The organism is Streptomyces sp. NPDC004051 (genome assembly GCF_053604275.1).
The window spans coordinates 94,817-117,450 of record NZ_JBSGHG010000017.1; the positions used below are offsets into that span (position 1 = coordinate 94,817).

At 73.9% G+C, this 22,634-nt stretch carries 19 protein-coding genes and 1 tRNA gene; 12 read left to right on the forward strand and 8 right to left on the reverse strand.

Annotated features, from left to right (window positions below; translation table 11 throughout):
• Positions 1–19: 19 nt before the first annotated feature.
• Positions 20–1,111, reverse strand: coding sequence for a DUF3344 domain-containing protein (locus ACWEQO_RS19430; RefSeq protein ID WP_452984547.1), 1,092 nt, complete (start codon positions 1,109–1,111; stop codon positions 20–22).
• 321 nt (positions 1,112–1,432) lie between these two features.
• On the opposite strand from ACWEQO_RS19430, the gene ACWEQO_RS19435 reads away from it, so the two are divergent.
• Entirely contained in the window at positions 1,433–1,705 is a 273-nt protein-coding gene (locus ACWEQO_RS19435; RefSeq protein ID WP_361462802.1) for a hypothetical protein, read from the forward strand.
• Positions 1,706–1,868: 163 nt separating this feature from the next.
• Here the strand turns inward: ACWEQO_RS19435 and ACWEQO_RS19440 are convergent, their stop codons facing one another.
• Complete coding sequence (locus ACWEQO_RS19440; protein ID WP_452984549.1) at positions 1,869–2,114, reverse strand: chaplin; 246 nt, start codon at positions 2,112–2,114, stop codon at positions 1,869–1,871.
• Between the two features lie 374 nt (positions 2,115–2,488).
• On the opposite strand from ACWEQO_RS19440, the gene ACWEQO_RS19445 reads away from it, so the two are divergent.
• From ACWEQO_RS19445 to ACWEQO_RS19460, 4 genes are all read left to right on the forward strand, one after another.
• On the forward strand, positions 2,489–2,758 hold the full coding sequence (locus ACWEQO_RS19445) for a hypothetical protein (RefSeq protein ID WP_452984551.1): 270 nt from the start codon (positions 2,489–2,491) through the stop codon (positions 2,756–2,758).
• 143 nt (positions 2,759–2,901) lie between these two features.
• Positions 2,902–3,180, forward strand: a complete 279-nt coding sequence (locus tag ACWEQO_RS19450) for a hypothetical protein (protein WP_452984553.1) — start codon at positions 2,902–2,904, stop codon at positions 3,178–3,180.
• A 149-nt stretch (positions 3,181–3,329) separates the two neighbouring features.
• Positions 3,330–3,596: a hypothetical protein gene (locus ACWEQO_RS19455; protein ID WP_452984555.1), complete on the forward strand. Its 267-nt coding sequence runs from the start codon at positions 3,330–3,332 to the stop codon at positions 3,594–3,596.
• Positions 3,597–3,754: 158 nt separating this feature from the next.
• The gene (locus tag ACWEQO_RS19460; protein WP_452984557.1) at positions 3,755–4,033 is read left to right on the forward strand and encodes a hypothetical protein; all 279 of its coding nucleotides are present in this window, start codon (positions 3,755–3,757) and stop codon (positions 4,031–4,033) included.
• A 409-nt stretch (positions 4,034–4,442) separates the two neighbouring features.
• Here ACWEQO_RS19460 and ACWEQO_RS19465 read toward each other — a convergent pair.
• Positions 4,443–4,515 (reverse strand) — tRNA-Arg (locus tag ACWEQO_RS19465).
• 321 nt (positions 4,516–4,836) lie between these two features.
• Here ACWEQO_RS19465 and ACWEQO_RS19470 point away from each other — a divergent pair.
• The 7 genes from ACWEQO_RS19470 (at position 4,837) to ACWEQO_RS19500 (ending at position 13,777) form a co-directional block, all read left to right on the forward strand.
• Positions 4,837–6,441: a dynamin family protein gene (locus ACWEQO_RS19470; RefSeq protein ID WP_452984559.1), complete on the forward strand. Its 1,605-nt coding sequence runs from the start codon at positions 4,837–4,839 to the stop codon at positions 6,439–6,441.
• Positions 6,442–6,444: 3 nt separating this feature from the next.
• Positions 6,445–8,361, forward strand: a complete 1,917-nt coding sequence (locus ACWEQO_RS19475; RefSeq protein ID WP_452984560.1) for a YfjP family GTPase — start codon at positions 6,445–6,447, stop codon at positions 8,359–8,361.
• A 227-nt stretch (positions 8,362–8,588) separates the two neighbouring features.
• On the forward strand, positions 8,589–9,116 hold the full coding sequence (locus ACWEQO_RS19480) for a single-stranded DNA-binding protein (RefSeq protein WP_452984562.1): 528 nt from the start codon (positions 8,589–8,591) through the stop codon (positions 9,114–9,116).
• Positions 9,117–9,432: 316 nt separating this feature from the next.
• On the forward strand, positions 9,433–10,848 hold the full coding sequence (locus tag ACWEQO_RS19485) for a TQXA domain-containing protein (RefSeq protein ID WP_452984564.1): 1,416 nt from the start codon (positions 9,433–9,435) through the stop codon (positions 10,846–10,848).
• A 125-nt stretch (positions 10,849–10,973) separates the two neighbouring features.
• Positions 10,974–12,638: an energy-dependent translational throttle protein EttA gene (gene ettA, locus ACWEQO_RS19490; protein ID WP_361460933.1), complete on the forward strand. Its 1,665-nt coding sequence runs from the start codon at positions 10,974–10,976 to the stop codon at positions 12,636–12,638.
• A 6-nt stretch (positions 12,639–12,644) separates the two neighbouring features.
• Positions 12,645–13,091 (forward strand): acyl-CoA thioesterase, encoded by a 447-nt coding sequence (locus tag ACWEQO_RS19495; RefSeq protein ID WP_361460935.1) that lies wholly within the window; start codon positions 12,645–12,647, stop codon positions 13,089–13,091.
• Positions 13,088–13,777, forward strand: coding sequence for a hypothetical protein (locus ACWEQO_RS19500; protein ID WP_452984567.1), 690 nt, complete (start codon positions 13,088–13,090; stop codon positions 13,775–13,777). Before ACWEQO_RS19495 ends, ACWEQO_RS19500 begins: the two co-directional genes overlap by 4 nt.
• 38 nt (positions 13,778–13,815) lie before the next feature.
• Here ACWEQO_RS19500 and ACWEQO_RS19505 read toward each other — a convergent pair whose 3' ends face one another.
• From ACWEQO_RS19505 to ACWEQO_RS19525, 5 genes are all read right to left on the reverse strand, one after another.
• On the reverse strand, positions 13,816–14,814 hold the full coding sequence (locus tag ACWEQO_RS19505; protein ID WP_452984569.1) for an ABC transporter ATP-binding protein: 999 nt from the start codon (positions 14,812–14,814) through the stop codon (positions 13,816–13,818).
• A gap of 64 nt (positions 14,815–14,878) precedes the next feature.
• Complete coding sequence (locus ACWEQO_RS19510; protein ID WP_452984571.1) at positions 14,879–17,620, reverse strand: FtsX-like permease family protein; 2,742 nt, start codon at positions 17,618–17,620, stop codon at positions 14,879–14,881.
• 1 nt (position 17,621) lies between these two features.
• Positions 17,622–20,942, reverse strand: a complete 3,321-nt coding sequence (locus ACWEQO_RS19515; protein WP_452984573.1) for an FtsX-like permease family protein — start codon at positions 20,940–20,942, stop codon at positions 17,622–17,624.
• A gap of 176 nt (positions 20,943–21,118) precedes the next feature.
• On the reverse strand, positions 21,119–21,532 hold the full coding sequence (locus tag ACWEQO_RS19520; protein ID WP_361460943.1) for a globin: 414 nt from the start codon (positions 21,530–21,532) through the stop codon (positions 21,119–21,121).
• Between the two features lie 32 nt (positions 21,533–21,564).
• Positions 21,565–22,617, reverse strand: a complete 1,053-nt coding sequence (locus tag ACWEQO_RS19525; RefSeq protein WP_452984576.1) for an amidohydrolase family protein — start codon at positions 22,615–22,617, stop codon at positions 21,565–21,567.
• Between the last annotated feature and the right edge of the window lie 17 nt (positions 22,618–22,634).

Consider the following 22,634-nt stretch of genomic DNA (forward strand, 5'->3'; position numbering starts at 1 on the left):
GGGACCGTGGACGGCGCGTTCACGGGCGTGCGTCGGCGGCGAGGAAGAACACGCCGGCCCACGCCGCGTTCCGCTCGGAGGCGAGCCGGAGGGTCGCCCGGTCACCTGCGTGCAGCAGGCCCCTGCCGAGAGTGAACACGTCGGAGTCGTAGCCGAGGGTGTTGGCGTGCGCCGGCACCCGTGCCGGGACAGCCCGCGCGGGCCCGCTGACGGTGGAGTTCAGGACGTCGTCGGCGGGGTTGGCGGCGTCGGAGAGAACGGCGGTGGAAGCGGGCGAACCGCTGGTCAGGGTGAGCGAGTCGCCGGTGGTGCCGCGGTCGCCGTTGTACGCCACCATCCCCACCTCGCCCTCCGCGCCCGCGGGAAGGTCCAGGCCGCTCAGCCCGATCTCCACCCCGGTGGAGGCGAGCGAGGTGAAGCCGTCCCAGAGCGAGAGGTGCCGCAGCGGCTCCGCCGGATTCTCGTACGCCACCACCAGCGTCCAGCCGCCCCACCCGCCGGCCGTCGACCGGCCGGAGGCGACGTTGACGTCCGCCACGGTGTACAGGCCCGCCCCGCTGTCCCGCACCAGCTGTGTCACGTCCGCCGAGGCCTGGAAGGCGTCCGCGCCGTGCGCCACCCGGTGTCCGACGACCGTGTCGGCGAGGAGCTCCTTGTACTCCCCGCCGGGTTCGGCGATCAGTACCCGTCCGTTCTCCTCCGGCGGCTTCTGTTCGCCCACGAGCAGGTTGCCGCCCCAGTAGAGGCGTGCGTACGTCACCCGGGAGCCCGAGGGCAGCCGGACCTCCGCGCGGGAGGAGTTGTAGGTGTTCGGGTCGCTGTCGACGTCGACGTAGAACATGTCGAAGTCGCCGTTCGTCCCGTGCGCGCCCGCCTGCACGTCCGCGCACGCCGAGTGGCTCGCGCGGCAGGTGGCAGAGGAGTTGGCGGCACGCACGATGCCGCCGTGCTGGAGTGCGCTGTACCGCTGCTCGAACGCGAGGCTGCTCGCCTCCGGCGCGGGTGGCGCGGTCGGCGCGGCGACTGAGGGTCCGTAGGGGACCCACGCCGTGACCAGGGTGAGGACGCCCACCGTTGCATGACGGAGCAACTGGCCCAGGGAATGACGCATGACCGGCGAAGCCTTTCGGGGAGGGTGGCGGCGACAGGCAGCGCGAAGAGTGCGGTGCGTCCGCCCAGGTGAATACGTCCGGAGGTTCGCAACTCTAGCCAGCTGACGGACAAAATCCCTGAAACTCGTGTATGCCGGACAAGTGTGTTGGAAACGTGAAGCCCCTGCCCGGCGGGCGGCGCTCCTGTGCGGCCGGCGGCCGATTGATCTCATATGAGGAATCGTCAATCCGTGGTTCCCCGGTTTCCGGTTCGGCCGGGGATCGTTAGGCACGGCGACAGAAACCCTCCGGCGACCCGCGTTGCCGAAGAAAGGAACACGATGAAGTCCCTGAAGGCTGCCGCCGTTCTTGCCGGGTCCTTGATCGCCGCCGCTGTGGCAGCGCCTGCGTCCGCCCAGGAGATCGACCTGGCGTCCACCGGTCTCGACACCGGCCTGAACACGCGCACCGCGGTCCCCTTCGAGCTGATGCCGCTGCACCAGGAGTCGGCGAGCGCGGAGCGGGACACCTCGGTGTTCGGCACGGCGCACGAGGCCGCGGCCGTGGTGAACGAGGCCAAGCCGGTCCACGGCGATCTGGGGCTCCACGCCTGAGACGTGCCATACGAGAGTCGGCCCCCGGTGAAGACCGGGGGCCGACTCTCGTACGGCCGCTTTCTCTTCGGCCTCGTTCCGCGCCGAGAGCCCCGGCGCTCGGGGACGCCGGGGCTCTCAGGTCGCGAGGGGAATGTCGGCGGCCGTGTCCGACATGCGGCTTCTAGAGGCTGTCGTTCACGCAGGTGTTGCCGGCGGCCGGGTTGAGGAAGCCGGCCACGTTGACGGTGTTGCCGCACACGTTGACCGGTACGTGGACCGGGGCCTGGACCGCATTGCCGGACAGGACGCCGGGCGAGCCGACCGCCGAGCCCTGGGCGCCGGCGTTCGCCGCGGCGATACCGGCCCCGCCGAGCATCACGGCGGACGTGCTGAGGGCGACGGTGGCAGCCTTCGCGATACGAGACATCACGTTCTCCTTAATCGATCTGTAAACGCGGCAGCGGGACACGCGGCCGCACGTCCCGCTCAACGCGGCGATCCCCTCCTGGTCACGGCGATCGTCCGGGGATCACCCGTTAGAAAAGGGACTTCGCCGGACGAGTGGGGTGCCCGCCCCCGGAGGCCCCTGGTCGGGCGCGCCGGGCGGGCCCGCGCGGAGGGCGGCCTGCCCCCTGGATCCGGCCGTCGGGACGGGGTGGACGGCGGTTGCGGCAGGGACTTTCACAAGAAACTTACGCATTTGGGCGTTTCGGCTACCCAAAGCCGTGAACCTCGCCTACCTTAACCACTGTCAGTGACCGACCCGACACGGGTTGTGTCCACTCAAGAAACGGAGAGGTAATGCGCAAGTACCAGAAGGCCGCCGTCGTCATGGCCATGCTCGGCAGTGTCAGCTTCCTCGGTGCCGGCGTCAGCCAGGCCGGTGACAAGCCCGACTTCGAGGTCAACAACAAGCAGACCACGACCTGTGTCCAGGACAACTCGGTCCAGGGCCTCGTGAACATCGACGACGTCAACGCCGGCGTCGGTGCCCTCCTGGGCCTCGGCAACGCGGAGAACACCGAGACCAACGCGGTGGCCTGCGCCTCCAGCTTCACCCTCGGCGGCTGATCACCCTCGGGTGATGTCGGGTGGGCCCCGGGGCTCGGACCCAGGTGTTCGAGCCCCGGGCCTGCCCGGCTCGTGAGCCGGACCAGGTAATCGGAGCGGCTCCGCGGTGCCATCGCGGGGTCGGCCGTCAAGGAAAAAGGCAGATGTTCAAGTCGAAGAAGATCGCAGCGGTGGCGGGAGTCCTGGGTGGCTTCGCCCTGATCGGCGCCGGTGCCGTCCAGGCCTTCGGGGCCGAGGGTTCCGGCGCCTGCCTCAAGGACGACAGTGGCAACGTCCGCTGCGAGCAGGTGAGGGAGTACCGGCTCCCGGCCGACACGCAGGGGAAGGTCCGCGTCGCCAACGAGTCGGAGCAGAACTGCTCCGGCGCGGGTGTCGGCGTCTCCTGCGAGAACCGCGTCATCGTCGACGGCAAGAAGTCCTGACCCTCGTCGGTCGGGCGCGATGGCGCCTCTTTTTCAGAAAAAGGCGCGTTGCGGGCGTTTCATCTATCAACTGCCGCAAACGTCGCATAGATTGGCGACTGTCCGTGACAGGCCCGACACGGTTCGTGTCGAAAGAGAATGGAGAAATAATGCGCAAGTACCAGAAGGCCGCGGTCGTGATGGCCATGCTCGGCAGCGTCGGCTTCCTCGGTGCCGGCGTCAGCCACGCCGGTGGCGAGCCGGAGGTCGAGCTGAACAACTCGCAGACCACGACCTGTGTCCAGGACAACTCCGTCCAGGGTCTCATCAACATCGACGACATCAACCTGGCGGTCGGCCTGCTGGGTGTCGGCAACGCGGAGAACACCGAGACCAACGCGGTCTCCTGCGCCTCCAGCTTCACCGTCGGCGGCTGATCGCAGCCGGCTGATCTGGGCAGGTCCCGGGGTTCGAACTCACGTGTTCGAGCCCCGGGCCTGCCCGGCTTGCTGCCCGGTCCAGTCGACCGGTCCAGGTGTGTGGAACGACCCCGCCGTTCAGTCGCGGCGGGGTCGACCGTCAAGGAAGAAGGCAGATGTTCAAGTCGAAGAAGATCGCGGCGGTGGCGGGAGTCCTGGGGGGCTTCGCCCTGATCGGCGCCGGTGCCGTCCAGGCATTCGGTGCCGAAGACCCGGGCAACTGCACCAAGGACAGCGCCGGCGCCGTCCGCTGCGTGCAGGTGAACGAGCAGAAGGTCACGACCGACGACTCCGGGAAGGTCCACTTCGTCAACGAGTCGAAGCAGGCCTGCTCCAGTGAGGGCGCCGAGGTCTCCTGCACCAGCAGCGCCTCCTTCCCGAACAAGAAGTCCTGACGCCTTCGTCGGCCGCAGGGCCGTTGTCCGCGTCGGCGTCCCGCGCGTCGGATCACCCGCACGGCGGAGAGTGGTCGGAACCCGATACCGGGTACCGGCCACTTTTCGCATGTCCGCCCTCGGTGCGGCGGGGGGTCGAGGAGCGGCGGCGCTGTGCGTTCGGCGAGCTCCGGGGGTGGTGAGGGCGGCGCGCATGGGCGGCTCCGGGGCAGGGCGGCGGAGAACCCGTCCATGATTGCCGATAATCATGCTTTTTGTCCGGAATTACCGACCTGTGGGCGATTCCACCCGTGAGGCGTGCGTGGCCGAACGGAGTCGGCGGTCTTCGGCGCCTCTCGTCGGCCCCGGCGCGGCGCGCGGCGCGCGGGAACGGGGAAAGTCGGCGTTCTCGCCGGACGGAAGGTGTGTGCGCCCCCGGCAGGACTCGAACCTGCGGCCAAGCGCTTAGAAGGCGCCTGCTCTATCCACTGAGCTACGGGGGCCCGGGTGTGGTGGCCACTGTCGTGGTGCCCGGGTGTGGCCGGTTCCTGACGTTGCCGGGGACAAGGATAGGGCTCCCGCGCCCCTGTCCCTGACGCCTCGCCTCCGTGGCTCGATGTGGAGGTCCGGTGAAGCGGTCCCGATAATCGCAGGCGGGTACGAATCGTGCACCGCTTTCGGCCCCTCGCGCATCGGGTGTTGTGCACTCGTTATGCCTCGACCGTACCCGCGCCCCAGTCGCCCCTTCCACCCCTTGTGTCCGGTCGGCGCGCAGACATGCTCATATGCTTCAGAATTCCCCTGAAATTGGGCATTCTTCGCATGTGGTGACCTTGGACGTACGGCCTCAGCTGCTCGACGCACTCTCCGCCCTGCGCGACCGTGTCGCCGCCGCACGCTTTCCGCTGCCCCTGGCGGGGGCCCCACGCGCGCGTGCCGACCGCGACGAACTGCTCGCACAGCTCGACGACTACCTGGTGCCCCGTCTGAGAGAGCCCCAAGCGCCGTTGCTGGCCGTCGTCGGGGGATCCACCGGGGCCGGCAAGTCCACCCTGGTGAACTCCCTCGTGGGGCGGCGGGTCAGTGAGGCGGGGGTGCTGCGGCCGACGACACGCACACCGGTGCTCGTCTGCCATCCGGAGGACCACCACTGGTTCAGCGGGATGCGGGTGCTGCCCGACCTCACCCGCGTGTGGGTGCCCCAGCAGGAGACCGAGGACCACCTGCTCCCCGGCGAGAACCCCGCACGCGTGCTGCGCGTCGAGACCGCCGACAGCCTTCCGCCCGGCCTCGCCCTGCTCGACGCCCCCGACATCGACTCCCTCGTCTCCGACAACCGCGTCCTCGCCGCCGAACTCATCTGCGCGGCGGACATCTGGGTCATGGTCACCACCGCCGCCCGCTACGCCGACGCCGTCCCCTGGCACATGCTGCGCGCCGCCAAGGAGTACGACGTCAGCCTCGTGACCGTCCTGGACCGGGTGCCCCACCAGGTGGTGTCCGAGGTGTCGCGGCAGTACGGTGCGCTGCTCACCAAGGCCGGACTGGGCCACGTACCGCGCTTCACCGTGCCGGAGCTGCCCGAGTCGGCCTGGGGCGGCGGGCTGCTGCCGGCCTCCGCCGTGGCGGCGCTGCGGACCTGGCTCGTCCACCAGACGCAGGACCCCGCCGCCCGCGAGCACGTCATGGCACGGACCGCCCAGGGCATCCTCGACTCCCTGAACTCCCGCATGCCGGCACTCGCCGGTGCCGCCGCCGCGCAGCACGCCGCCGCGCTGCGACTCACCTCCGCCGTCGACGGGGCGTACGACAGCGAGCACGCGCGGCTGCGCGGCCGTCTGCAGGCCGGGGCCGTGCTCGCCGGCGACGCGCTCAAGCGGTGGCGCGCCTTCCCGCTCGACTGCACCCCCGTCGAACTCCTCGACACCCTCATGGAGAGCCTGGGCGCCCTGCTGCTGTGCGCCGTCACCGCCGCCGACGAACGGGTCGACACCGCCTGGCGGCGCGAACCGGCCGCGAACGCCCTCGATTTCACCGGCAGTGACGGGGTGGCGGAGGGCGCCGAGCACCGGATCGGGCTGGCCGTACGACGCTGGCGGCGCGAACTGGAGGAGTACGCCGAGGAAGAGGTGCGCGAACTCGACCGTGCCGCGGCCCCGGACCCCGAGACGGTCGCCGCCCTGGCCGCCACCGCGCTGCTGAGCGGGCGCCGGGAGTGGACCGCGGGGGAGAAGCTCGCCGAACGGATCGGCGCGCACGGGGCGTTGCGGCTGCGCGACCGGGGCGGGCGGCTGCTGCTCCAGCACGTGAACCGGATCATGCACACCGAACGCGAGCGCCGGCTCGCGCCGCTCGACGCGCTCGAGGTGCATCCCGAGCCCCAGGCCGAACTCATCGCCGCGTTGTCCGTACTGCAGAAGGAGAGGTGAGCGGTGACCGCCGTCACTGACCAGGACCACACCGAGCACCCTGAGCGTTCCGACCGCCCGGACGCGGGGGACGGGTCCCCCGCGGCCCGGGACACGAAGGACGAGCACGCAGGCGAGGACGGGGAGGGCGGCGGGGGCGGCGGGGAGCCCTCGGAGGGGCTGGTCCCGCAGGCTTCCTGGGACGACGGGCTGATCGCGCGGCGGGGGGTCGGGAGGGCCGGGGCCGGGACGGTCGGGATCGGGACGGTCGGGATCGGGACGGCCGGGACCGGGCGGCCCACCGTGCTGGAGGCCCGGAAGCCCGCATCGCAGGCGGTGACCCCCCTGGTGTACGACCCGCCGCTGCTCTCGCGGCTGGACGCTCTGCACCAGCTGGTGGGGCTGTCCCGGGCCCGGCTCGACAACCGGACACTGGCCGGGGCGAGCCGGGTCCTCGACGAGGCCGCCGCGCGGCGCCGGCTCTCCGGGCAGCACACCGTGGTCGCCATCGCGGGCGCGACGGGCAGTGGCAAGTCGCAGCTGTTCAACACGCTGGCCGGGGTCGCCATCTCGGAGACCGGCGTGCGGCGGCCGACCACCGCCGCGCCCATCGCGTGCAGTTGGAGCGACGGTGCCGCGAGCCTCATCGAACGGCTCGGCATCCCGCCCCGGTTGCGCCGCCGCCCGCTGCAGGCGGTGGCGGACGCGGACGACCGGCTGCGCGGACTCGTCCTCGTCGATCTGCCGGACCACGACTCGGCGGCCGTGCAGCACCGCGAACAGGTCGACCGGGTCCTGGCCGTGGTCGACGCGGTCATCTGGGTCGTCGACCCCGAGAAGTACGCCGACGCGATGCTGCACGAGCGCTACCTGCGGCCCATGGCCGCCCACGCGGAGGTCATGTTCGTCGTCCTCAACCAGATCGACCGGCTCCCCGGGGAGGCCGCCGAGCAGGTCCTGGACGATCTGCGGCGGCTGCTCGACGAGGACGGCATCGCCCTGGGTGAGTACGGAGAACCCGGCACGACGGTGCTCGCGCTGTCCGCGCTCACCGGCGAGGGGGTCGACGAGCTGCGGGAGGCGCTCGGCCGGTTCGTGGCCGAACGCGGCGCCGCGGGACGCCGGATCGGCGCGGACGTCGACGTCGCCGCCGCCCGGCTGTGGCCCGTCTACGCCCACCACCGGTGGGCCGGGCTGAGCGAGGAGGTGCGGGAGGAGTTCTCGGACCGGCTCGCGGACGCCGTGGGCGCCGGCGCGGCGGGCGAGGCGGCCGAACGCGCGTGGCTGCGCAACGCCAACCGCGCGTGCGGCACCCCGTGGCTGCGGCTGTGGCGCTGGTGCCAGGACCGGGGTGGGCCGCCCACCGGGAAGTTCCCGCAGCGGACGCAGCCCGACCAGGAGGTCACGGCCCGGCAGCGGGTGGAGCAGGCGGTGCGCACGGTGTCCGACCGCGCCTCGGAGGGCCTGCCCGCCCCCTGGGCGCAGGCGGTGCGCGAGGCCGCCGTGCGGGGCTCCCAGGGGCTGCCCGAGACGCTGGACGCCCTCGCCGTGCGCGCGAGCCCCCCGCCGGGGCGGCCGCCGCGGCCCGGGTGGTGGCCGGTGGCCGTGCTCGCCCAGGCGTCCATGACGATCCTGCAGTTCGTCGGCGGGCTGTGGCTGCTGGGCCAGATCATCGGGTTCATGGCGCCGAACCTGGGGGTGCCGGTGCTGCTGATGCTGATCGGCATCATCGGCGGGCCGCTCATCGAGTGGAGCTGCCGGATGGCCGCCCGCGGTCCGGCCCGGCGGCACGGGCAGGAGGCGGAGAGACGGTTGCGGGAGGCGGCCGCCGGGTGCGGACGAGCCCGCGTCCTGGACCCGGTGGCGGCGGAGCTGCTGCGGTACCGAGAGGTACGGGAGGAGTACGGGCGGGTGGTGGGGGCGGGGGCCGGGATGAGTTGAGGTGCCGGTGCCGCGCCGGTGGCGGTGCCGCGCCGGTGGCGGTGCCGCGCCGGTACGGGCGCCGTGACTCGTTCGGGTGGCGGAGTTCTCCACAGCGCGGTGGTGGTCCACAGGCCTCAGCGGGCCCGGCCCGGAGGGTGCAGTCTGACTCGCATCCGTACGGGACGGGCCCGTACGCGTATCCGCCCGGCGCCGGTGCCGGCGTCCGGACGGGGGAGGCAGGCACGATGAACGAGACGACGATCTGCGCGGTGGGCAATGTGGCGACGCGGCCGGTGTACCGGGAGACGGCGTCCGGACCGGTGGCGAGGTTCCGGCTGGCGGTCACCTCGCGGTACTGGAACCGGGAGAAGGAGAGTTGGGTGGACGGGCACACCAACTTCTTCACGGTGTGGGCGGGCCGGCAGCTCGCCGGCAACACCATGGCCTCGCTGTCGGTGGGCGAACCCGTGCTGGTGCGGGGGCGGCTGAAGGTGCGTACGGAGACCCGGGAAGGGCAGCAGGGCCGGACCTCGGCGGACATCGAGGCAGTGGCGATCGGCCACGACCTGGCCCGGGGCACGTCGGCGTTCCGGCGCTCGGGCCGGCCGGAGCAGCAGGCCTCCCCGGACCGGCCGGAGCCCGCCTGGGAGACGGGAACGGGTGGCACGGGCGCCCCCGGCGAGAGCGCCGAGTCGGCCGAGGCGGCGGGTGCGGCCGACGGGTCCGGGACCGTCGTCACCCAACGTGCACCGGAACCGGCCATGGTGACGTGATGTCACCGGTCGGGCCCCGGCAAAGCCCGACGAAGGGAGTGACCGAAGTGCGGCTTATCGGCGATTGGACGGGAACGGCCCCGGGGGTGATGTGTCGACAAGTCCTGTTGGTGACCGCCTCGGCGATAACGATTGCGAGTCGGATCATGCCTCCGAGCTGATCATCGACAGGCGCGCTCCGAGGCGTACTTAGGATGCCGGGCATGGCTCCCGGGGCGCTCGGGGCCGGTGATTCTGCTGGTGGGGCCCGCCCCCCACGTCTGACGGGTCCCGCTCGGAGGGGAAATCGGTGTTTGCTGCATTGTCCGCGTGCTCTGTGTTCTCTGCGTGCTCCGCGCCCCGGCGTGCGACGGTGACCCGTCTCGCCGCCGGGACGCTGGTGTCCGGACTCGTCGCCGCCGGCGTGCTGGCCGGCGCCGGGACGGCCACCGCCGCCTCCGGTACGTCCGGCACGGCGCGCGGTGAGGGCGGGGCGGCCGCGACGGTGGAGGGCCTGAAGACGTACGGCGAGGCCGTGATCCGGGGCGCCGGCGGGGACCAGCGGGTGTCGGCGGGACTGTTCGAGATGTCCGTCGAGGGCGGCGGCATGCTGCAGACGTACGGCGTCGACATCCACACCCCCACGCAGACGGACGCCAAGTACTACGAAGCCCCGTGGAACGGGACCTCGCTGGGGGCCGACGAGGACGCGGGCCGGATCCACTGGATCCTGCGCAACTCCTACCCCCAGGTGAACGACCTCGCGGCGCTCGCCGAACGGGCGGGCGTCCGGGGCCAGCTCACCGAGCAGGACGCGGCGGCCGGTACGCAGGTGGCGATCTGGCGCCACTCCGACGACGTGGACGTGGAGGCCGTGGACCCCCAGGCGGAGCAGCTCGCCGACTACCTGGAGAAGAGCGCCCGGAGCCGGCGGGAGCCGAGGGCGTCGCTGACCCTGGAGCCGCCGGCCGTCTCCGGCCGTCCGGGTGAACTGCTCGGCCCGGTGACGGTGCGCACGGACGCGGACGGCGTCACGGTGTCACCGCCGGCGGACGCCGCCACGAGCGGGGTGCGGATCGTCGACCGGGCGGGCGAGCCCGTCACCACGGCGACGGACGGCGGCGAGGTGTTCTTCGAGATACCCGAGGACGCGCCGGCGGACACGGTCGAGCTGACCGTGCAGGCCTCGACCACCGTGCCGGTCGGCCGGGCCTTCGCCTCCGACAGCCGCAGCCAGACCCAGATCCTGGCCGGCTCCAGCACCTCGACGGTCTCCGCGACGGCGAGCGCGACCTGGGCGGAGCGGGGCGCGATACCGGCCGTCTCCGCCCGGACGAACTGCGCCGAGGGCGGCGTCGACGTCACCGCCGTCAACCAGGACGACGAGCCCTTCGCCTTCGAGCTCGCGGAGCGCGAGTACACCGTCGAGCCGGGAGGGTCCCGCACGGTGACGGTCCCGCTGGCCGAGGACCGGGCGTACGACGTCACGGTGCTCGGCTCGGACGGCTTCCAGCAGCGGTTCACCGGCCTGCTCGACTGCCGGACCCGGGCCGCCGAGACCGGCGTGGACGTCCACACCCTCAGCGGGCCCACCCCCACCCCCCTCGGCGGCACGGCCACCGACGTCAACCTCGCCGCGACCGGCGCCTCCGGCCTCGCCCCCTGGATCGTCGGCACCGCCATCACCCTGGTCGTCCTCGGCGGCACGGCCCTGGTCGTCACCCGCCAGCGCGAGACGGCCCGGGAGGGCTGATCACAGCCTCGTGAAACCCCGAATCGAAGAGGGCGGAGCGAACGGGTTTCCCCCTGGGGGTGGCGGTCGGGCAAGATGGGGTGTATCTGCCCACTGCCTGATTTCAAGCTGCCGGACGGTTTCTCTTGGCTGAGTTCATTTACACCATGCGCAAGGCGCGCAAGGCGCACGGCGACAAGGTGATCCTCGACGACGTCACCCTGAGCTTCTACCCCGGGGCGAAGATCGGTGTCGTCGGTCCGAACGGTGCCGGTAAGTCGACCGTTCTGAAGATCATGGCGGGGCTGGAGCAGCCGTCCAACGGCGACGCCTTCCTCACCCCCGGCTACACCGTGGGCATCCTGCTGCAGGAGCCCCCGCTGAACGAGGAGAAGACCGTCCTGGAGAACGTCCAGGAGGGTGTCGCCGAGACCAAGGGCAAGCTCGACCGGTTCAACGAGATCGCCGAGCAGATGGCGACCGAGTACACCGACGAGCTCATGGACGAGATGGGCAAGCTGCAGGAGCAGCTCGACCACGCCAACGCCTGGGACCTCGACGCCCAGCTGGAGCAGGCCATGGACGCCCTGGGCTGCCCGCCCGGCGACTGGCCCGTCGCCAACCTCTCCGGTGGTGAGAAGCGCCGCGTCGCGCTCTGCAAGCTGCTGCTCGAGGCGCCCGACCTGCTGCTCCTCGACGAGCCCACCAACCACCTCGACGCCGAGTCCGTGAACTGGCTGGAGCAGCACCTCGCCAAGTACGAGGGCACCGTCGTCGCCGTCACCCACGACCGGTACTTCCTGGACAACGTCGCCGGGTGGATCTGCGAGGTCGACCGCGGCCGGCTGCACGGCTACGAGGGCAACTACTCCAAGTACCTCGAGACCAAGGCCGCCCGCCTCAAGGTCGAGGGCGCCAAGGACGCCAAGCGGCAGAAGCGCCTCAAGGACGAGCTCGAGTGGGTGCGGTCCAACGCCAAGGGGCGCCAGGCCAAGTCCAAGGCGCGTCTGGCGCGCTACGAGGAGATGGCCGCCGAGGCCGACAAGATGCGGAAGCTGGACTTCGAGGAGATCCAGATCCCGCCGGGCCCGCGGCTGGGCAACGTCGTCGTCGAGGTGAACAACCTCACCAAGGGCTTCGGCGACAAGCTGCTGATCGACGATCTCAGCTTCACACTGCCGCGCAACGGCATCGTCGGCATCATCGGCCCGAACGGCGCCGGCAAGACCACGCTGTTCAAGATGCTCCAGGGCCTCGAGGAGCCCGACTCCGGGACGGTCAAGGTCGGCGACACCGTCAAGATCTCCTACGTGGACCAGACCCGCGCCAACATCGACCCCAAGAAGACGCTGTGGGCGGTCGTGTCGGACGAGCTGGACTACATCAACGTGGGCCAGGTCGAGATGCCCTCGCGGGCGTACGTGTCCGCCTTCGGGTTCAAGGGGCCGGACCAGCAGAAGCCCGCCGGTGTCCTCTCCGGCGGTGAGCGCAACCGGCTGAACCTGGCGCTCACCCTCAAGCAGGGCGGCAACCTGCTGCTCCTCGACGAGCCGACCAACGACCTCGACGTCGAGACCCTCAGCAGCCTGGAGAACGCGCTCCTGGAGTTCCCCGGGTGCGCCGTGGTCATCTCCCACGACCGGTGGTTCCTGGACCGGGTCGCCACGCACATCCTCGCCTACGAGGGCGAGTCCAAGTGGTTCTGGTTCGAGGGCAACTTCGAGTCGTACGAGAAGAACAAGGTCGAGCGGCTCGGCCCGGACGCCACGCGTCCGCACCGCGCCACCTACAAGAAGCTGACCCGGGGCTGATCGATCTTGCGGCACATCTACCGCTGCCCGCTGCGCTGGGCGGACATGGACGCGTACGGCCACGTCAACAACGTGGTCTTCCTCCGCTACCTGGAGGAAGCCCGTATCGACTTCCTGTTCCGCCCGGAGAAGGACTTCCAGCAGGGGTCCGTGGTGGCGCGCCACGAGATCGACTACAAGCGGCAGCTCGTCCACCGGCACCACCCGGTCGACATCGAGCTGTGGGTCACGGAGATCAGGGCGGCGTCCTTCACCCTCACCTACGAGGTGAAGGACGACGACCTCGTCTACGTCCGCGCGTCGACGGTGATCGTGCCGTTCGACTTCGAGGCCCAGCGTCCGCGCCGTCTCACCGCGGAGGAGAAGGAGTTCCTCCTGGAGTACACGGACGGCTCGGACGGCGAGGGCGACGGGACCGCCGACGCCGAGCAGGAGGAGGCCGTCGCGGCATGACGGCGCTCCACCTCGCCGACGAGAGGGAGGCGGCGGATCTCGCGGCCTTCCTCTCCCGGTTGCTCCACTACGACCGTGCGGCCGCCGTGCGCCTGAAGGCGTCGGGCACCGCGCTGGCCGTGTTCGGCCGTCCTCCCTCCTTCGAGGTGCTGGCGATCCGCTCCGTGCGGCTGGCCAAGCCGTACGAGGACGGTCTCGACGTCACCCTGGACGTCACGGTGTCCGCCGGTGAGCTGCTGGAATCGGTGGACGAGACGGCCGGCACCGCCGTGGTGCCGGCCGCGGTGACCGGGCCGCCGTGGGCCGGCGTGCTGCCCCCGCGCGGGGGCTGGCAGGCCGCAGCACCGGGGCTGCCCGCGCCGGACGCCCTGCGCGCGCTGGTCGCCGCCGCGGTCACCGAGTTCCGGACGCGTACCGAGGCGTTGACCGCCGAGTCGCGCACCCGGGCCGAACTCGACCGGATCGGGCGGGAGATCTGGTCCCGCACGGTGGGCCGGACCGACCTCCCGGTGCGGGCCGTGCACGCGGCCCAGTCCCTGGGCTTCCTCCGGCCCCCCGGGCCCGCGGGCGCGGACGGCGTGCCGGTGCTGCTGGTCTCCGGCGCCTGGCTCCGGCTGCGGACGCCGTACGGGTCCGTCGCCCTGCGGCGCGCGGGGCTCGGGGCGCTCGGCCTCAGCGTGCGCTGAGGCCGCCGTCCCCACCGGCGCCCCGCCCTCCTCCCTCCTCAGTCCTCGGTGCGCTCGCTGTCGTCCGGGCGGACGGCTATGTGGTCCGGTTCCAGTTCCAGGGCGACGCGGTCGCGCATGCCCAGGGTCCGGGTGTAGTCGGCGGGGAGCTGGAGGCGGCCGGCCCGGTCGAGCATGGCGTACTCGCGGGCGACGACGGTCTCGTGGCCGGTGGCGGCGTCGACCTCGCTGCGGCGCAGGACCTCGGTGGAGGTGCGGCCGTCGCGGATGGCGACCGTGCGGCGGACCTCGCTCGCCACCGCCTGGTCGTGGGTGACGATCACGATGGTCGTGCCGAGCCGCTCGTTCGCGGTGCGGAACGCGGCGAAGATCTGTTCCGCGGTGTGCGAGTCCAGCTCGCCGGTCGGCTCGTCGGCGAGCAGCACCGACGGGTCGTTGGCGAGGGCCACGGCGATGGCGGCGCGCTGCTGCTGGCCGCCGGACATCTGGTGCGGGAGCCGGTCGCGGCAGTCGGCGACCTCCAGCAACTCCAGCAGTTCCCCGACGCGTTCGGCGCGGGCCCGGCGGGCGGAGCGCCCCCGGGCGGCGGCGCGCAGACGCATCGGCAGGGCGACGTTCTGCGCCGAGGTCAGATACGGCAGCAGGTTGCGGGAGGTCTGCTGCCAGACGAAGCCGACGACCTCGCGGCGGTAGGCGAGGCGGTCCTTCGCGGTCATCGCGAGCAGGTCGCGGCCCGCGACCCGGGCCGCCCCGGCGGTGGGGGTGTCCAGACCGGCCAGGATGTTCATCAGGGTCGACTTGCCGCTGCCGGACGCGCCCACCAGGGCCATCAGCTCGCCCTCGCGCACCAGGAGGTCGAGGCCCTGCAGGGCCTGCACCTCCACGCCGTCCGCGGTGAAGACCCGCACCAGACGGTCGCAGGTGATGAGCGCGTCATGGCCGAAGGCGGGACGCTCGCGGTCGGCGGCGACCCGGTGGGCCAGCTCGGCCAGCGTGGGGTTCGGGGTCGTCCGGGGCGTCGGGGTCGTCGGGGGCATCGTGCGGCGCCTCCTGGCGGGGGATCGGTAGGGGGCAGGGTCCGGCGGGAGCGGGTCCGTACGGTCAGCGGGCGTCACCCGCCCGCAGTTCGCGCACCGCGTCCCGGCGGCCCGTCCACCAGGCCTGTGCCGCCGCGATCCCGACGGTGAGCACGAGCACCGCCAGGGCGGGCACCAGCAGCGACACCGGGTCGGTGAGCAGGGTGGCCCGGCCCGCCGGGGACCCGGTCGCCGGGAGGGCGACGGCCGTCAGGTCGATGCCGGGGGCGAGCAGCCGGATCGTCGCCCACGCCGTGAGGGCGCCGCCGGCCGCCGCGAGCAGGGCCTGCGGCAGGGACTCCAGGACGAGCAGGCGGCGGCCCTGGGCGCGGGTGAGGCCCATGGTGCGCAGACGGGCCAGGAGCGCCGCCCGTTCGGGGGCGGCCCGCACCAGGGTCAGCAGCAGGGCGAGCACGGCGTACCCGGCGCCCGCCGCCACCGCCGTGGTGTAGACCCGTTCGGCGCCGGACTGGAGGGGCGAGTCGACGTATCCGGCGCGTTCCTCGGCGCGCACCTGGACCGACGTCCCGCCGCCGTCCGCCGCCCGGCGCAGCGCGGCCCCGTCCACCCGGTCGCCGGTCACCAGCAGCGCGGTCGGGCGGGCGGCGCGGTCCGAGAGCGCGGACCGGTCCACGACCAGGAACTCCTCGCCGACGACGGCCGGGGTCCGCTCCCGCACCAGCACGATCCGCACGGTGATCGAGCTGCCGTCCTCCATGCGCACCGCGAAGGGCCGGGCGCCGTGGCGGTCGGCGACCCCGGGGGAGGCCACGGCGGGCAGGGTGTCCGACCCGCCCGGCGCCAGGACGTCCCCGTCGAAGGCGCCGACGCCGGTGTGCCGGGTGAGGGCCGCGTAGCCGGCCGGGTCGACCCCGGCCACCGGGACCGTGCCCTGCGAGGGCTGGGCGTGGTGGGCGACGCTGACGGCGGTGACCTCCCGGACGCCGGGCGCCCGGCGGACCCGGTCGGCCAGGCCGGCGGGCAGCACGTGGAGCGCGTTCACGCGGGCGTCGGCGCCGACCGTGAGCAGGGCCGCCCGGTCCCGGGCGTCGGTCACGCCGCTGAGCACGGAACCACCGAAGGCGGCCGTGGTCAGCGCGGTGAGCAGGGCCAGCAGGGGCAGCACCGCGGAGCCGGAGGCACGGCCCGCGCGGGCCAGGGCCAGCGGGCCGACCACGCCCCGCAGCCGTGCCGCCGGGCGGGCCAGCCCGCGCAGGGGCAGCGGGTACAGCCGTACCAGCACCAGCGCGGCGATCACGCCCACCAGCACCGGGGCCAGGGACACCAGATGGTCCCCGGAGGCGTCCGGCCCGCCCGACGTGCCGCGGGTGCGCAGCGCCACGACCGCGCCCACCGCCAGGGCGAGCAGGGTGAGTTCGACGACCGTGCGGCGCCGCGCGGGACGGGCCGCGATGACGTCCCGGCGCCCGGTGTGCACGCGGACGGCGCGGTGCGCGACGAGGGCCCGCAGGGGCAGGGCCAGGCAGGCGAGGAGCGCGACGGCGCCGGCGGCGGCCACGGAGTACGCCGGCCGGGCCTCGCGGACCGTGAGCCAGGCCGCGGCCAGTCCGAGGGCGGCCGCCGGCACGGCGACCACCGAGGTCTCGGCCAGCAGCCGGCCGGCGGTGCCGCGCAGGGAGCCGCCGCGGGCGCGCAGCAGGGTGAGTTCGCCGTGGCGCCGGTCGGCGGCGAGACCGCCCGCCATGAGCAGGACGACGACGGCGACCGTGCCGGTGCCGAAGGCGGCGACGGAGACCAGTGGACCGATGGCGGTGCGCAGCCCGGTGTGGCCGATGAGCACGTCGTCCAGCTCGGTGCTCGCCCTGAGGTCGAGCGCGGTGGCCTCCCGCATCCGCTGGAGCACCGGACCGGACTCCACGGCCGCGACGGCCGACGTCAGCCGGGGCACGTCATGGCCGTGCAGGTCGGGGACGGACGGGGCGAGCCCCCAGTACCGCCAGGGCCTCCCGGCCGTGCTCAGCAGGGCCGGGGCCGCGTCCGGCGGCAGCAGCAGCGAGCCCGTCCAGTACCGCCGGACGTCGGGGTCGCCGGGGAGGGCCATCAGGCCCGGGGTGCGCATCAGGGGGTCGGTCGACCAGTACGCGCCCTCGGGGTCGCGCGGTTCGACGATGCCGGTGATCCGCACCTGGAGGGGAGCGCGCGCCACGCCGGGGAACGTCAGGACGGAGCCCACCTCGATGTCCAGGTCCCCGGCCGTGTCGGTGGTGACGGCGCCCTCGACCCGGGTCGTCGCGGCGGTGACCGTGTCCGGGGCCTTCGGCAGCCGGCCCTCGCGCAGCCGGGAGTGGCCGGCGAGCCCGTCCTGCGCGAGGAGGTAGAGGTGTGCGGGCAGCCCGTCCGGCCGGGGCAGCCAGGACTCGGACATCTCCTGGGGCTCGGAGGTGCGCACACCGGAGGAGGACTGGTGCGGGTCGAGGGGCAGGGACCGTCCGGCCAGGACGAGGAGCTCGGACCGGTGGGCGCCGAGCGCGTCCCCGCGCACGGCCGCCTCCCGCTCCTCCCGGGGCAGGGTGATGTCGGGCGACGGCGCGGCCAGGTGCACGCCGGTGCTGTCCGGTCCGGCCGACTCCAGGGCCCGGTGCAGGCCCGCGTCGCCGTACCGGTCGACCGCGCGCGGCAGCACGGCGGCCAGGAACGCGGTCACGGCCACCAGCAGCGCCAGCGCGAGCGCGGCCCCGGGCGCGGCCCGCAGCCGGGTGCGCACCCAGGGGGCGGCCACGCGCGGCCTCGGGGAGCGGACGGTCACCTCATTCACCTCCCCGTTCCCGCAGCGAGGTCACCGGGTCGACCCTGCGCACCGCCAGGACGGCGGTGACCAGCAGCGGAGTGGCGGCCACCGCGGCCAGCAGCACGGCCACCCGTCCCACGGGCAGCTCCACCAGCACCTGAGGCACCGGGCGGGCGGCGTCCGGGGTCAGCATGATCAGCGGGATCACGGCCCGCGCCAGCACCGCGCCCCACAGCACGCCCACCGCCGACCCCAGGGCGACCAGCACCCCGTGCTCGAGGACCACCACCCGGGCCAGCCGCCGCCGCGAGGCGCCCAGGGCGCGCAGCACCGCGAACTCGGCGGACCGCTCCCGCAGCGCCCCGGCCGCGCTCACCGCGAACCCCACCGCCGTCAGCGCCGCCGCCGCGAAGGCCGCCGCGGTGAACGCCGCCTCGGGCCCCGCGCCGAACGGGTCGTCGCGCAGCTCCGCGGCGATCTCGTCCCGCGCCACCACCCGGGACGGCTCCACGTCGGGCCGGTCCCGCAGCGCCGCGGCCACCCGCGCCGACGCGCCCGGCGCGGTCCGCAGCCACCACTCGGTGGGCAGCACGCTCCCGCCCTCGCTGCTCTGGAGCGCCCGGTTGACGGCCCGCAGGTCCAGCAGCAGGGCCCCGCCGTCGCCGCTGCCCCCGGTCGGCGCGGACGGCAGCCCCCGCACCGCGTGGGTGATCCGCACCGGCAGGGTGGAGCCGTCGATCGTCACGTCCACGCGTTCCCCGGGGCGGGCACCCGTCGAGGCCAGGTAGCGGTCGGTGGCGATCGCGGTGACCTCGGCCGCCCCCGGCTGCGGGATCTGCAGCCGGACGCTGAGCAGCGGGGAGTTCCAGAAGCCGTCCTCCGGGATGTGGCCGGTGCCGTAGGCGAAGGTCGGCGGGTCGGTGGTGGTGAGCCGGGGGCCGGTCGGTCCGGGGCCCGTCTCGGGGGCGGTCCCCGTGACCGTGAGGCGCGAGGACGTCGCCCAGTCGGTGGGCAGGGCGAGGGGCCGGGCCCGGCCGTCGGTGTCCGTGGCGGTCAGCCCGGTCAGGGTGAAGCGGTGGTTCTCGGTCTTCCCGACCGGCTGGGCCAGGTCGAGCCGGAGCCCGGTCAGGGTCAGGTCCCCCGGTCGCCCCGGTCGCCCCGGTCGCCCCGGTTCCCCGGGGGTCGCCTCGGCGACCGAGGTGAGGTCGAGGGTCAGCGGGTGGGGGCGGCCGTCGGCGCGGAGCCGGCCCAGGCCGAGCCTGTACGGGATTCCGTAGGGGTCGGTCAGGGTGGCCCCGACATCGGCCGTGGTCCCGGGGCCCGCGCCCCGGATCCGGGCCGTCAGGGTCAGGCGCGCGGTGCCCTCGGGTATCCGCACCCCCGCCGTCCCGCCCTTCGGCGCCAGGCCTTCCAGGAGCGGGCCGGCCGGCTCGGGGGCGAGGTCGGAACGCATCAGCACGGTGTCCGCCGCACGCCCGGTGTCCAGCGCGAGCACGGTCGCCGTCCGGTCGCCGGACAGCGGCACCGACGCACGGTACGCGGGCGCGACCGCCTCCACGCCGGGGACGGCCGCGTACGCCCCGGTGCTGCCCGGCTCGCTCTTCCCGGCGCCCAGGACCCGCACCTGCGCGCCGGCCCGGAAGTCCGCCCGGTCGTCCTGCGAACGCTGCCACGAGGAGCCCTGGCCGATCGCCAGCATGCCCAGCGCCACCGCGAGCACCAGCAGCAGGACCGGGCCCGCGCCCCGCATCGGCCGGCGGCTGAACTGCCAGCCCGCCAGCGCCCCCGGCAGCCCCCGGCCGCGGGCCGCCCGGCGCTCCGCCAGCCGCGCCAGCGGCGGCAGCAGCCGCAGCGTGAGCACGGTGCCGGCCAGCAGGGCCAGCGCCGGGGCCGTGACGAGCAGCGGGTCGACGCCGAGGTGGGCGCCGAGCGCCCCGGAGGGCTGACGGCTCAGCCGCCAGTACGCCACGGCGGCCACCGCCAGCAGCCCGACGTCCGCGCCCGCGCGGACCACGCCGGGCAGCGGCCGGTCCCGGCCGGCCGTGAAGGACGTGAAGGAGGAGGTGAGCGCGGGCACCGTGACGGCCAGCGCGCAGCCCACCGCCACCCCCGCCGCCACCAGCCACACGGAGCCGCGTCCGGCCACCGCACCGACCGAGGTGTCCAGGTGCAGCCCGATCCGGGCGAGCGCGCCCCGCCCGGCGAGCAGCCCGGTGAGCGGCCCCGCCAGCAGCGGCGCACAGGCCGCCGCGGGCACCGCCAGCAGCAGCGCCTCCAGGGCGGCGAGCCGGGCCACCTGGGCGCGGGAACCGCCGCGCGCCCGCAGCACCCGGGTCTCGCCCGCGCGTTCGGCGCTCAGCAGCCGGGCCACCAGGAACAGGGTGCAGCCGGCCAGCAGGACGAGCTGGAGGGCGATGACGAGCAGGGTCGAGCGGGAGACCAGCAGGGAGCGTTCGATCCGGTCCAGGGTGGTGGGCAGGGCGCTGGTCGCCTGCGCCGAACCGCCCAGTGCCGGATCCTCGCGCAGGGCGGCGGCGCCGTCCCGTACGGCCTCGCGCAGCGCGTCGATCCGCCCGGTGTCCACCGTCGCGAAGTCGGCCGACGCGAGCCACGCCGAGGTGCCCGAGCTGACCCGGCCGCCGCCGAGCACCGAGGGGTCGGCGAGCAGCGGGCCGTACGTCGTGAAGTCCACCTCGACGACACCGCGGCCGTGCAGGTCGTCCAGTTGCCAGTAGGGCGCGGCGGCGTCCACGGGCCGGTACAGGCCGGTGATCCGCACCTGGACCGGGGGCCCGCCGAGCCGGTCGGCGAGGGTGAGCCGGGTGCCGGGTTCCAGGCCGAGGCGACGGGCGGCGGCCTCCGGCAGCGCGGTCTCGATCACCGGGCCGGCGGACGCCCCGGGCGGCCGGCCCGCGAGGATCCGCACCTGGGTGCGGTCCAGGGCGGCGAGGTGGGTGAGGCCGGGGGTGTCGGAGGCGCTCCGGCCGTCGGCGGGCCGCACGGACGCGGGCAGGGCGTACGGGCCGGAACGGGAGAGGGTGCGCAGGGTCACCGGCAGCCCGTCGAAGGCGGCACGGGCGCCGTCCCGTACGGCGGCGTCGGCCGCGGCGCGCTCCCGCGCGGGGACGTCCGCCTCGACGACGAGGGTGGTTCCGGCCGCGCCCCGCGGGTCGCCCAGGGCGTGCCGCAGGGCCGCGTCGCCGATCGCGCCGGAGTACGCCGTGAGGGTCGTCAGCACCGCCGTGGTCAGCAGGATCGTGAGCAGCGCGGCGGCGAGCAGCGGCCGGTACGTCCGGGCACGCGCCAGGACGAACCCCACCGTCCCCGCAGGGCTCCCCACCCGAGACTCCCCCTGTCGTCCGGACCTTCGGGTGATCGTGTCAGAGGAGGCCCGTCACGGGGTAGCACTCGTGACCCGGACTTGACCGGATCGTGATCGGAATCCGACGACAGACGACCGGAATGCGTGCGTCCGGCCGATCGGTCTCGGTTCGGCTCGCCCCGGCTCAGTCCGGCTCAGTCCGGAGAGTTGATCATCGTGGCGGCGGCGTACGTCAGGTACTTCCACATCGTGTGGTCGTGCTCCTCGGACAGGCCGAGCTCGTCGAGGGCGTCGCGCATGTGCTTGAGCCAGGCGTCGTGCGCGGCCCGGTCGACCTTGAATGGCACGTGCCGCATCCGCAGCCGCGGATGGCCCCGGTTCTGGCTGTACGTCGTCGGGCCGCCCCAGTACTGGATGAGGAACAGCCGCAGCCGCTCCTCGGCCGGACCCAGGTCCTCCTCCGGATACATGGGCCGCAGCAGCGGATCGCCCGCCACCCCCACGTAGAAACGGTGGACGAGCCGGCGGAAGGTCTCCTCCCCGCCGACCTGCTCGTAGAACGTCTGCTCCTGAAGCGTGCCGCGCCGAATCTCTGTCACGCCGTCCATGGTCTCAGACGCCGCGGCATAGGCCCCGGGACCTAGGTCCCGCCCGAGGGCCCCTCCTGGGCCCCGCCCCCGGCGGAGCGGGCCGTCAGGGCCTCCGCGTTGCCCGAGAGCCAGGCGGTGACGACCTCGGCGGGCAGCGGGAGCGCCGCCAGCTCGTCGGCCAGTGAGCGGGTCGGGCCCGGGTTGACCCAGGTCGACGTGCCGAACAGCACCCGGTCGCGGGCCAGGCCCCGGGCGTGGTGGAGCAGCGGCTCCCAGCCGGAGCCCGGCCCTGCCATGTGGCGGGGCCGGTGCGAGGAGAACTCCAGGTAGACCCCCGGGTGCCGGGCCGCGGTGAGCAGCGTCTCCCGCACGTCGGGCCAGCCCGCGTGCCCGGCCACCAGCAGCAGCTCGGGGTGGCGGCCGGCCAGCGTCTCGACCGTGCGCCAGCTGCCCAGACCGCTGGGGTGGCGGCGGGCGAAGTGGTGGCCGGTGTGCAGCCAGACCGGCAGGCGGGCCCCCGCCGCCGCGTCGAAGACCGGCGCGAACCGGGGGTCGGCCGGGTCGGTGCCGTCCAGGAACGGGATCACGCAGAGCCCGGCCGCCCCCGCCGCCAGCGACCGTTCCAGCTCGCGCAGCGCGGCGGCCGGGTCGCGCAGCGAGAGCCCCGCCCAGACGCGGACGCGGTCGCGCACCTCCCGGGTGGTCTCCAGCAGCCAGTCGTTGACGGTGCGGCCGTCCGGCAGACGCTCCGGCGACCCCATCGCGAACTCCCCGGTCACTCCCTGGCGCTGTCGGTCCGCGAGGTGGGCCGCCAGGTCGAACGGGGGCCGGCCGGGCGGCAGGAGCACGTCGAACGCGTCCTGCGGGCGCACGGCCAGCGCCTCGCGGTAGGCGGTGTGCGAGACCCCGAAGTACCGGCAGAAGGAGCCGGAGAAGACGTCCAGGTACTCGGGGGCGTTCTCGCCGAGCCGGTTCAGGTACACCCGCCAGCCCGCGTCGTCGTACAGCAGCGAGCAGGCGTCCACGACGGGCGGACGGGTACGGGGAGCCTCCGCGGCCCCGGGGTGCGGGACGCCGGGGGCGGGGGCGGCGGGTGCGTTCACGGTCACTCCGTTGTCGG